Annotated in this window: 7 protein-coding genes; 6 read left to right on the plus strand and 1 reads right to left on the minus strand. The window is 45.5% G+C overall.

What is annotated here, in order from left to right:
* Window positions 1-113: 113 nt before the first annotated feature.
* Together ACXAH6_RS00540 and ACXAH6_RS00545 are read left to right on the plus strand one after the other, a co-directional pair.
* Complete coding sequence (locus ACXAH6_RS00540) at window positions 114-2678, plus strand: sensor domain-containing protein (protein WP_474874675.1); 2565 nt, start codon at window positions 114-116, stop codon at window positions 2676-2678.
* A 166-nt stretch (window positions 2679-2844) separates the two neighbouring features.
* On the plus strand, window positions 2845-4740 hold the full coding sequence (locus ACXAH6_RS00545) for a propionyl-CoA synthetase (RefSeq protein ID WP_474874676.1): 1896 nt from the start codon (window positions 2845-2847) through the stop codon (window positions 4738-4740).
* Window positions 4741-4809: 69 nt separating this feature from the next.
* Here the strand turns inward: ACXAH6_RS00545 and ACXAH6_RS00550 are convergent, their stop codons facing one another.
* Window positions 4810-5493: a cytochrome b/b6 domain-containing protein gene (locus tag ACXAH6_RS00550; RefSeq protein WP_474874677.1), complete on the minus strand. Its 684-nt coding sequence runs from the start codon at window positions 5491-5493 to the stop codon at window positions 4810-4812.
* A 205-nt stretch (window positions 5494-5698) separates the two neighbouring features.
* Here ACXAH6_RS00550 and dapB point away from each other — a divergent pair, with 205 nt between their 5' ends.
* The 4 genes from dapB to greA all read left to right on the plus strand — a co-directional run bounded on the left by dapB (window position 5699) and on the right by greA (window position 11788).
* Window positions 5699-6502: a 4-hydroxy-tetrahydrodipicolinate reductase gene (gene dapB / locus ACXAH6_RS00555; RefSeq protein WP_474874678.1), complete on the plus strand. Its 804-nt coding sequence runs from the start codon at window positions 5699-5701 to the stop codon at window positions 6500-6502.
* A 281-nt stretch (window positions 6503-6783) separates the two neighbouring features.
* Window positions 6784-7914, plus strand: coding sequence for a glutamine-hydrolyzing carbamoyl-phosphate synthase small subunit (gene carA, locus ACXAH6_RS00560; protein ID WP_474874679.1), 1131 nt, complete (start codon window positions 6784-6786; stop codon window positions 7912-7914).
* A 13-nt stretch (window positions 7915-7927) separates the two neighbouring features.
* On the plus strand, window positions 7928-11149 hold the full coding sequence (gene carB / locus ACXAH6_RS00565; protein WP_474874680.1) for a carbamoyl-phosphate synthase large subunit: 3222 nt from the start codon (window positions 7928-7930) through the stop codon (window positions 11147-11149).
* A gap of 162 nt (window positions 11150-11311) precedes the next feature.
* Window positions 11312-11788, plus strand: a complete 477-nt coding sequence (gene greA / locus ACXAH6_RS00570; protein WP_474875030.1) for a transcription elongation factor GreA — start codon at window positions 11312-11314, stop codon at window positions 11786-11788.
* Window positions 11789-11826: the final 38 nt, after the last annotated feature.

Here is an 11826-nt window from a genome sequence, read left to right on the forward strand (position 1 = left end):
TTCCTTTATTTTCTAATCTTAAGATTAATCTTCACGTCGAGTTCGGGTGAGCCAATGTTGCTCAAAAGGATGATGTGTTATCCACTGTGGTAGTTTCGAAAGGAGAGCGATCTATGCTCGACGCTCGTGGTAGTGAAAACCCATTTATCACCTTGTCGCAAGACAACGTGTTGTCGGTACTCAGACAAATAAATACAATTAATCAAGGTGTGGGTAGTGCCTTGGTGTCGGTAAACCGTTTTTTGCATCCGCAAACCATTGTGGTCGGCGAAATAGAAAATACGACCTACATCGACAAACCCATCGCTTTTTCCAGTACAGACGCACAGGTTTTACTTAACGGTGTAGCTGTTTCTTTACCGAAAGTAACGATTAACGGATGCGAGAGTCATCATTTATCCGAATCGCTTATCGCTACACCCATTCAGTCCCCTGAGGGAATTTGCTTAGGGTTGTTACTACATTGGACGAACAAACCCATACAAGAGCGTGATGTGATGAGTGCCTCGCTGACTATGGCGGCCAATAGCATCGCTTTCGATTTGGTTAGAGCAATAGAAAAGCCCAAATCGGTATTCGTGTCAGCAGAATCCGAGCAAATCGATTTGCTCAATGAGATCGGGCAAATCTCCAAAACAGGAGGCTGGGAAGTCGACCTAGAGACCAAGCAAATCAAATGGACTGACGAAATGTACCATTTGTATGGCCTTCCTGTCGGCTCAGAAATCGACATCGCGCAGGCGATGGCGTATTTCCCTGAAACGGCGCGCAAAGATATTTACACGGCATTCAGCAACATTGTAGAAAAAGGTGGAACCTATCAGCATGAAGGGCCGTTAATTACAGCCAGTGGCAAGCAGAAGTGGGTAAAGGCGACTGGAAAGTCTCGGCGGTTTAACGGCAAAGTCACCCATGTATTTGGTGCACTTGAAGATATTACCGAGCAGTATCGCCTGTTGGAAACAGCACATAATTACACGTCTTATTTGGCGGCAATTTTAGACAACCTGAACGACGCGGTTGTGACGATAGATGAATACGGTACCATTATCACTGCCAACCAAGCTGTAGAGTCTATTTTTGGGTATTTGCCAGAACAAATTATGGGGGCTGATGTTTCTATGCTCATGCCCGCTGAGTACGCGCAAAATCACGCCAATTATTTAAGTCGATATCTAAAAACTGGTGATGCGCGTATCATCGGTATTGGTCGAGAGGCTATGGCGTTACACAAAGACGGTAGCGAATTTCCTGTCGAGCTTTCTTTGTCTGAAGTCGAGCAAGACAATCAACGCCAATTTATCGGTATTATTCGTGATATTACTGAGCGAAAACAAGCGACAGATAATATCTATCGCATCGCTTATTTTGATGATTTAACCCAACTGCCGAACTTAAAATCCTTTGAACAAGACGTTCATGATGTGATTAAAAAAGTGAAAAAGGTCAATGGTGATATCTACTGCTGCATTATCGATGTAGACAATTTTGCTCAGTACAACTTGGCCTACGGTAAAGAAACCGGCGATTATATTCTGCAAACCTTAGCTGACAGGATCAAACGCGAACTACCAGATACAATCAAGGCTTACCGTGGGATCGGCGATAATTTTTTGTTGTTAAAGCAAACACCTGTAATTAACTCAGATTTGCAACAGCAACACCGATTAAGCTCGATGGAGTGGGCGTTGCACAGCGAGTTGCTCAATGAGATGTCTATTCACTCGCACTCTCATACTGTCACGTCGGCTATGTCTACCGCATATGTGGATGGTCAAACGGCGAGTTACGAAAAAATCATTGGTATTTTGGAGTTTGGTCGCAAGCGAGCGAAAAGCCAAGGGCACGGCGGGCGTCTTACATTAGAAAAGTCGGCGTTTGCAGATTATGAACGGCATAATCTTATCAGTCAGTCTTTCAGTCACGCCCTGTGTCACAACGAATTTTACTTGTTAATGCAGCCTCAATTTGATGCGGCTGGTAACCTTGTAGCGTCCGAAGCATTGTTGCGTTGGGAGCATCATTCTCTGGGCATGATTAGCCCAGGTGAATTTATTCCTATTGCCGAAGACAGCGATGCCATTGTTGATATTGGTTACTGGGTGCTGAATGAAGCGTGCCGGTTACTCGCGAAGTGCATAAAAGACGGCCTAGACACCAAATTAGCCGTCAATATTAGTGGTCGACATATTGCGCGGCCTGAATTTGGCAAGCGCCTGCTTGAGATTACCAAACAGTGGAATATCTTACCGTCTTCGCTGGTGTTAGAAATAACTGAAACAACCTTAGTGAGCAGTATTAATTTAGTGCGTCAGCGTATTCAACGCTTGTCAGAATATGGTTTTAGCTTTTCTATTGACGATTTTGGCACTGGCTATTCGAGTTTGAGTTACCTCAAAGAGCTGCCTATTTCTGAGTTGAAAATCGACCGTTATTTTGTCGACGAAATTAACTTTAATGCCGAAGATGTGCCTATCGTTAACACAATTGTCGACATGGCTCATGCACTAAAAGTACGCACGGTGGCAGAAGGGATCGAAAATAGCTATCAGCTCTACTACTTGAGTCAGCGCGGATGTGAAATTTTTCAGGGCTATCATTTGGCCCGTCCAATGCGAGCAGATAAGTGGTTTGCTTTACTGAAGGAAAAGCTATTACCGTCTACCACAGATAGTTAGTTCATGCCGGATGTTTGATCTCTCTCAAGCTCTGGCATGAAATCCAACCTATAAGGCTATCGTCTTATCTGCAAATTCTTTGTTCTCTATTATTGTAAGTTGTAGTTAAAGTTTTCATGAATGGTTTCATGATTTGACGTAATTACACCCATTGAGTGAAATAATAATGACTTACAAGAGAGACTATCAGGCTTCGATACACTCGCCAGAACTGTTTTGGAAACACCAAGCTGAAGCGCTAGATTGGTACCAATTTCCAACAACGATTTTAGCAAAAGACGACAACAACCTTGACCGTTGGTTTGTTGATGGTGAACTAAATACGGCTTATTTGGCCCTTGATTACCATATTAATAATGGCAGGGGAAACCATACCGCGTTGATTTACGACTCGCCCGTTACGGGTAAGAAAAAGCAGTTTACCTACGCGGAGCTAAGAGATGAGGTTGCTCGATTTGCCGGCGTATTAAAAGCACAAGGCGTTGATAAAGGTGAGCGAGTGATCATCTACATGCCGATGATCCCAGAAGCAGTAATTGCGATGCTAGCGGTAGCTCGTCTCGGAGCCGTACATTCTGTTGTTTTTGGCGGCTTTGCGCCTCACGAATTAGCCGTGCGTATTGAAGACGCGGCACCGAAAGTGATAGTTACTGCTTCATGTGGGGTTGAAGTGAACACGACCTTGCCATACAAGCCTATGGTTGACCAAGCGATAGCGCTGTCTGCGGTAAAACCTGAATGTTGTATTGTACTGCAACGAGAGGAATTACACGCTCCCCTTAACCCCTCCATTGACATTGATTGGGTTGAAGCTATGGCCGTTGCCGAGCCTGCAGACTGTGTTGCGGTGAAAGCGACCGACCCACTTTATATTCTTTATACATCGGGGACGACGGGAAAACCAAAGGGGGTAGTTCGTGATAATGGCGGGCATGCGGTAGCGTTGAAGTATTCGATGTCGGCGATTTATGACTTATCGCCTGATCAAGTGTTTTGGGCGGCTTCTGATGTGGGATGGGTAGTTGGCCATTCGTATATCGTTTATGGCCCTTTATTGACTGGCGCGACAACGGTCTTGTATGAAGGGAAACCGGTTAAAACCCCTGATGCAGGGGCATTTTGGCGTATGGTTGATGCGTACAAAATTAATATTCTTTTCGCCGCGCCAACAGCATTTAGAGCTATTCGCAAAGAAGACCCCGAAGGAAGATTAATTGAGCAGTACGACCTAACAAGTTTACAAACTATTTTTATGGCTGGTGAACGTTTAGATCCACCCACCTATTTATGGACCGTTGAAAAAACGGCTAAGCCAGTTGTCGACCATTGGTGGCAAACAGAGACGGGTTGGCCAATTTGTGCAAATCCCACAGGGCTAACTGATTTCACACCTAAACCGGGCTCTTCCACCGTACCTGTCCCTGGTTTTAATGTACAAGTATTGAATGCGTCGGGCGATGAACTTGCGCATGGCCAACAAGGGGCGATAGCAATCAAGTTACCTTTGCCGCCAGGTTGTCTAACAACTATTTGGGGTGATACAGCCCGTTTTAAGCAAAGCTATTTAACACAATTCCCAGGGTATTATTGCTCCGGTGACGGTGGCTATAAAGATGCCGATGGATATGTGTATATCATGGGTCGCACTGATGATGTTATCAACGTAGCAGGGCATCGATTATCGACCGGTGAAATGGAAGAAGTGCTGGCTGCTCATCACGCTGTCGCTGAGTGTTCGGTTATTGGCGTGCATGATCATTTGAAAGGCCAGATACCCATCGGGTTAGTACTGTTGAAAGACGGTGTGGATATGGATGAAGAGGCATTAGAAGCTGAACTGGTTGAATTAGTGCGAAAGGATATTGGTCCTATTGCCTGTTTTAAAAAAGCGATTGTAGTGGGGCGTTTACCCAAAACACGATCAGGTAAGATTTTGCGGAAATTGCTACGTCAAATTGCAGCCAACGAAGAGGTAGTGGTTCCTTCGACCATAGACGACCCCGACAGCATAAAAGAAATCACGAGCGTGATGAAACAACATGGGCTGATAGCTGATCATTAGCGCTCGGCGACCGTTTTCGGGCTGAAAGCGCATAAAGACAGCCACAATCTTTATGCGCCTTTTTACTAATTAAAAGTACAACTCTTCTTCTGCCGCTTCTGGGGGCGCAACTTCAACCACGTAATAAACGACCCCAGCAACTAACAAAGCGACCACCAAAGCAACAAGCAGTTTCGATGAGCCAATGCCCTGCGCTGTAGTTGCTTTTTTACCGTGTACCATAGCTGGCACTAATCTTTGTTTTTTAAATACTGCATAAAGCACAATGGCTGCAATATGTAATGCAACAGCAATTATAATCACGTTGAAAACATTGTGATGAATAAACGACATCGTGGACTGGGTAGATTCACTCACCGCGCTGAAGTAGGGGCCGTCACTGAATATGTCGTCGCTGATAAATAACCCTGACACTGCTTGTAGGGCGATTAAAGAAAGCAAAGCTAACACCATCCACGCTCCCATTGGGTTATGACCTGCATGGGGTGTACTGTTTTTATCGGTTAAGGTTTTGGCATAGTTGAGTGTGGCTTTGGGGCCGTGAACAAACTGACTAAATTTGGCATAGGTTGTACCGACGAAACCCCAAATTACCCGGAATAAAATCAGCCCTAGAGTAAAGTAGCCGATATAAAAGTGCCATTGAATGGCGTTATCTAACACTTCGGCAGTGAAATATTGGGCAACAATTGAGGCCACTAATAACCAATGAAACAAGCGAGTGGGCATATCCCAGATTAATTTTTTTTCCATTCATCTGTCCTTCACGTATTGCACACTAATTTGAGTGCGATTCTGTTTATGTACCGCGATACCTGTCTTTGATTAATCCTATACGCGATAAGTGAATAAAACGAGTGGAATAATCAATAATACCGCAGTCGCACCTTTGCATTCCTATGTGCATCAGGCAAAATGCCAGCAAAGAGCAAAATAGAATTGAACAACAGGTAGTGAAATGAGAATAGGTATTTTTGGTGCCAATGGGCGCATGGGGCGCGTGTTAATTGAAGCCTTGAACGAACACAACGATGCAAATTTAACGCTGGCCACGGTGCGCGACGATTCACCGTGGGCAGGTATGGATGTGGGTGAATTAGCAGGCATTGGCAAGCAACAAGTGAGCTGCACTCCTATTAGTCATATTAGCGCCGATGCTGTTGATATTATGATTGATTTTACCTTGCCAGCCGCTTTTGAAAGCAATTTGGCTTGGTGTGTAGAAAACAATAAACCGGTAGTAATAGGTACTACTGGTTTATCTGACGAGCAATTAATGGTGTTAGACAAGGCCGCTGAGCAAATTCCGGTGGTATTTGCAGCAAATTACAGTGTTGGTGTTAATTTAATGCTGTCACTGGTAAAACAAGCGGCAAGAGCGCTGGGCTCAACGGCGGATATTGAAATTATTGAAGCGCACCACAGATACAAACTCGACTCACCGTCGGGCACGGCTATGGCTATTGGTGAGGCCATTGCCGATGAATTAGGACGAGATTTAAAGACCTGCGCTGTGTATGGTCGTGAGGGAAAAGGCCCTGAACGCGATCAGGAAACGATTGGTTTTGCTACTATTCGCGCCGGTGATGTAGTTGGTGAACATACCGCGTTGTTTGCCGATATTGGTGAGCGATTAGAAATTACACATAAAGCGTCGAGTCGATTAACCTTTGCTCGTGGTGCGGTGCATGCAGCTAAGTGGTTGGCGGGCAAAAAAGCAGGCTTGTATTCAATGAAAGAAGTAATTGGCTTAGCGGATTAAGCCGTAATAGATAGACTTAAGTCTGACTTTTGGCGAGTTTGCCTCAAAAATGGGGTAAGTGTGATATTTGTTAATATTTTCCAAATCGGAATAGACCTGTTTCAATATCTCATGTATACTCGCCGGAATTTGCCAAAATTTCGCGATGTTGTTGCAACATCGCAGTTTTATTAGCTGCAAAGACATGTAAACGGGAAGTAAAAAATACATTACTCCCGTTTTTTGTGGGAGTTTGAACAAATTCGTTGAAACACTCGGTTATCCTTAATTTGGAGGTTGACTTGGCTAATTCCGCCCTTTTGGTGTTAGAAGATGGGTCCGTGTTTAAAGGTACCGCTATCGGTGCTGAAGGTATTTCTGTTGGTGAAGTGGTATTTAACACTTCGATGACGGGTTACCAAGAGATCCTGACTGACCCCTCTTACGCTGAACAAATCGTAACGCTAACATATCCACATATCGGTAATACCGGTACCAACGAAGAAGACGTTGAGTCTGATAAAATCTGGTCGAAAGGGCTCGTGATTCGAGATCTTCCCCTTGTTGCCAGTAACTTCCGTAATCAACAATCCCTTTCTGATTACTTAAAAGCTAACAATGTTGTCGGTATCGCAGACATTGATACCCGTCGTCTAACGCGTATTTTACGTGATAAGGGCGCGCAAAACGGATGTATCGTGTGCACAGACAACCTTGACGAAGCAAAAGCGTTAGCTGAAGCGAAAGCGTTCCCTGGGCTAAAAGGCATGGATCTAGCCAAAGTGGTATCTATCACTGAAAAACGCGAATGGACCAGCGGTGTATGGGAATTGGGAACAGGCTACAAAGAAGACAACGAAGCGAAATATCACGTTGTTGCCTACGATTACGGTGCTAAGCACAACATTTTGAGAATGTTAGTCGACCGCGGTTGTCGTTTGACTATCGTGCCTGCACAAACTCCTGCAGCAGATGTGCTTGCGATGAATCCAGATGGCGTATTCTTGTCAAATGGACCGGGCGACCCTGAGCCATGTGATTACGCGATTGAAGCGATCAAAACCATTGTTGATACAGGCTTACCGGTTTTCGGTATCTGTCTTGGTCACCAGTTACTTGCTTTGGCAAGTGGCGCAAAAACCACAAAAATGAAGTTCGGTCACCACGGTGCTAACCACCCAGTGAAAGACCTTGAGCGCGATGTGGTGATGATCACCAGCCAGAATCACGGTTTCGCGGTTGATGAAACAAGCCTGCCAGACACACTTAAAGTGACGCATATTTCACTGTTTGATAAATCGTTGCAAGGTATCCATCGTACGGATAAACCAGCGTTTAGTTTCCAGGGCCACCCTGAAGCAAGCCCTGGTCCGCACGACGCTGCAGCGTTATTTGATCACTTCATCGAACTTATCGAACAAGCTAAACAGTAGGAAGACGCTCGCAATGCCAAAACGTACCGACATAAAAAGCATTTTGATTCTTGGCGCTGGCCCTATTGTTATTGGCCAGGCCTGTGAATTTGACTATTCAGGCGCCCAAGCCTGTAAAGCCCTACGTGAAGAGGGCTACCGCGTAATTCTGGTTAACTCTAACCCTGCGACCATTATGACTGACCCTGAAATGGCCGATGCAACATACATCGAACCGATTCATTGGGAAGTGGTCCGCAAAATCATTGAAACTGAACGTCCAGATGCGATTTTGCCAACCATGGGTGGGCAAACGGCATTGAACTGTGCGCTTGAGCTTGACCGCGAAGGCGTACTAGAAGAATTTGGCGTTGAGTTAATCGGTGCGACAGCAGATGCTATCGATAAAGCGGAAGACCGTGACCGCTTTGACCAAGCGATGAAGTCGATTGGTCTTGAATGTCCTCGCGCTGAAATTGCTCACAGTATGGATGAAGCACACGACGTGCTCACTCGTATTGGCTTCCCTTGTATTATCCGCCCGTCGTTTACTATGGGTGGTACAGGCGGCGGTATCGCTTACAACATTGATGAATTCAATGAAATCTGTCGACGTGGCCTAGACCTTTCACCGACTAAAGAATTGTTGATTGACGAGTCTTTGATTGGTTGGAAAGAGTACGAAATGGAAGTAGTACGCGATAAAGCAGACAACTGTATTATTGTTTGTACTATCGAAAACTTCGATGCCATGGGCGTGCATACCGGTGACTCAATCACAGTAGCGCCAGCACAAACTCTTACCGACAAAGAATTCCAAATTATGCGTAATGCTGCTATGGCAGTACTACGTGAAATCGGTGTTGAAACCGGTGGTTCTAACGTACAGTTTGGTGTTGACCCTAACACTGGCCGTATGGTTATTATCGAAATGAATCCACGTGTATCACGTTCTTCGGCTTTGGCGTCTAAAGCAACCGGTTTCCCGATTGCAAAAGTGGCCGCGAAACTTGCTGTAGGCTACACGCTGGACGAACTAGCGAACGATATCACAGGCGGATTAACGCCAGCATCGTTTGAGCCGTCAATCGACTACGTCGTGACTAAGATCCCACGTTTCAACTTTGAAAAGTTTGCCGGTGCCAATGACCGTTTGACTACCCAGATGAAGTCTGTGGGTGAGGTAATGGCGATTGGTCGTAACCAACAAGAGTCATTGCAAAAAGCGTTGCGCGGTCTTGAAGTTGGCGCAACAGGCTTTAACCCCATTATTGACCTTGAAGATCCAGAAGCGCGCAGCAAGCTAACTTACGAATTACGCGAGCCAGGTGCAGAGCGTATTTGGTACATTGCTGATGCGTTCCGTATGGGCATGACAGTTGACGAGGTCTTCAGCCTGACTAATGTTGACCGTTGGTTCTTGGTACAAATTGAAGACCTGATCAACCTAGAAGCCTCTGTTGCAGAATCTGGCTTGCAAGGCATTGACGAAAACACCATGCGCACATTGAAGCGCAAAGGGTTCTCAGATGCCCGTTTGGCAGAACTCACCAGCGTAGCTGAAAGTGATATCCGTGATACGCGCCGCAAAATGGGTATCAGCCCAGTTTACAAGCGTGTAGATACTTGTGCTGCGGAGTTTTCTACCAGCACGGCATACATGTACTCAAGCTACGATGAAGAGTGTGAAGCCGCACCTTCAGACAAAGACAAAATCATGGTATTGGGCGGTGGTCCAAACCGTATTGGTCAGGGTATTGAGTTCGATTACTGCTGTGTTCACGCAGCGTTGTCGATGCGTGAAGACGGGTACGAAACCATTATGGTTAACTGTAACCCTGAAACCGTATCAACCGATTACGACACGTCAGACCGTTTGTACTTCGAACCGGTTACGTTAGAAGACGTGCTTGAAATTGTTGCCAAAGAAAAGCCCAAAGGCGTTATCGTGCAGTACGGTGGTCAAACGCCACTTAAACTTGCTCGTGAATTAGAAGCTAATGGCGTACCAATTATTGGTACTTCGCCTGAATCTATCGACCGTGCAGAAGACCGTGAGCGTTTCCAGCACATGGTGAATAAGTTGGCATTAACTCAGCCAGCTAACGCCACCGTGAGCAACATGGAACAAGCGTTGACCAAAGCAGAAGAAATCGGCTTCCCACTGGTAGTACGTCCTTCTTATGTACTTGGTGGTCGTGCGATGGAAATCGTGTATGACTTAAAAGACTTGAAGCGCTATTTGAACGAAGCGGTGAAAGTGTCAAACGACTCACCAGTATTGCTAGACCGTTTCCTAGATGATGCTATCGAAGTAGACATCGATGCGGTTTGTGATGGCACTGATGTTGTCATTGGCGGCATCATGGAGCACATTGAGCAAGCCGGTGTTCACTCAGGTGACTCTGCGTGTTCACTACCACCGCATTCATTGTCGAAAGATATTCAAGACGTTATGCGTCAGCAAGTGCGCGATATGGCACTTGAATTGGGCGTAATCGGTTTGATGAATACTCAGTTCGCGATTAAAGACGGTGTGGTTTACTTGATTGAAGTTAACCCACGTGCTGCTCGTACTGTTCCCTTTGTTTCAAAAGCAACGGGCGTACCTTTAGCGAAGATTGCTGCACGTGTGATGGCAGGTAAATCGCTCAAAGAACAAGGTTTTACTGAAGAAGTAATTCCTCCATTCTATTCAGTGAAAGAAGTGGTATTGCCATTCGCTAAGTTCCAAGGTGTTGACCCCTTATTAGGCCCAGAGATGCGTTCGACGGGTGAGGTAATGGGCGTAGGCGATACCTTCGAAGAGGCGTATGCGAAAGCAAACCTTGGCGCGAGTGCACCGTTACCTAAATCTGGTAAAGCCTTGCTGTCAGTGCGTAACAACGACAAAAACAAGATAATCGATTTAGCTAAAGCGTTAATCGAAAACGGTTTTGAAATTGAATGTACGCGCGGTACAGCCACTACGCTTTATGATGCAGGTATCATGAGTACGGTAGTGAACAAGGTGTCAGAAGGTCGTCCGAACATCGTAGACGCAATAAAAAATGGTGAGTATTCGTACATCATCAATACCACAGAAGGTCGTCAGGCCATTTCAGATTCTGTGTATATTCGTCGCGAAGCGCTTCTGAACAAGATCACTTACACCACCACGATGAACGCAGCATTTGCAACGGTTCGCGCTAAATCAGCCGACGACCGTGGCAAAGTGGCGTCAGTTCAACAACTGCACGCTCGCATCAAAGGGTGATGACAATTGGCAGGATACGCGGTATCCTGCCTCATTATCCGGCAAAGCAGCCTCAGGCTACCAGCCTAAAAACCGAAGAAAATCAACGTTAGCGGCAGTGTTTACTGACGCTAACTTATTTTTGTTCTTAAATAAGTAGATTCAGCAAGTGAGATGTCTATTATGACTCAGTATCCGATGACTGCTCGCGGCGCAGAGTTATTGCGTGCAGAGTTAAATGAATTAAAAAGCGTGACTCGCCCACGTATTATCGAATCCATAGCGGAAGCACGTGAGCACGGTGATTTGAAAGAAAACGCTGAGTATCACGCTGCACGTGAACAGCAGAGTTTCTGCGAAGGCCGTATTCAAGATATTGAAGGTAAGCTTTCGAACGCTCAGATTATCGATGTCACAAAAATGGATAACAATGGTAAAGTGATTTTTGGTACCACAGTGACCATTATGAATTTGCAAAACGATGAAGAAACCACTTACCGCATTGTGGGTGATGATGAGGCAGATATTAAAAATAATCTGATCTCAGTGAATTCACCAATCGCACGTGGTTTGATTGGTAAAGAATTGGATGATGTAGTGAATATCCAAACGCCAGCAGGTACTGTTGAGTTTGAAATCATCGAGGTAGAATACATCTAAGCGTGTAATTCACTGACTAAAGCCGTACTCCGTTGTGC

Source organism: Alteromonas sp. ABE4_545, assembly GCF_056161325.1.

Excerpts from the sequence above, each read along its gene's own strand:
- greA (WP_474875030.1), top strand. The coding sequence starts at position 11,312 with ATGACTCAGTATCCGATGACTGCTCGCGGCGCAGAGTTATTGCGTGCA.
- ACXAH6_RS00545 (WP_474874676.1), top strand. The coding sequence starts at position 2,845 with ATGACTTACAAGAGAGACTATCAGGCTTCGATACACTCGCCAGAACTG.
- ACXAH6_RS00540 (WP_474874675.1), top strand. The coding sequence starts at position 114 with ATGCTCGACGCTCGTGGTAGTGAAAACCCATTTATCACCTTGTCGCAA.
- ACXAH6_RS00550 (WP_474874677.1), bottom strand. The coding sequence starts at position 5,493 with ATGGAAAAAAAATTAATCTGGGATATGCCCACTCGCTTGTTTCATTGG.
- dapB (WP_474874678.1), top strand. The coding sequence starts at position 5,699 with ATGAGAATAGGTATTTTTGGTGCCAATGGGCGCATGGGGCGCGTGTTA.
- carB (WP_474874680.1), top strand. The coding sequence starts at position 7,928 with ATGCCAAAACGTACCGACATAAAAAGCATTTTGATTCTTGGCGCTGGC.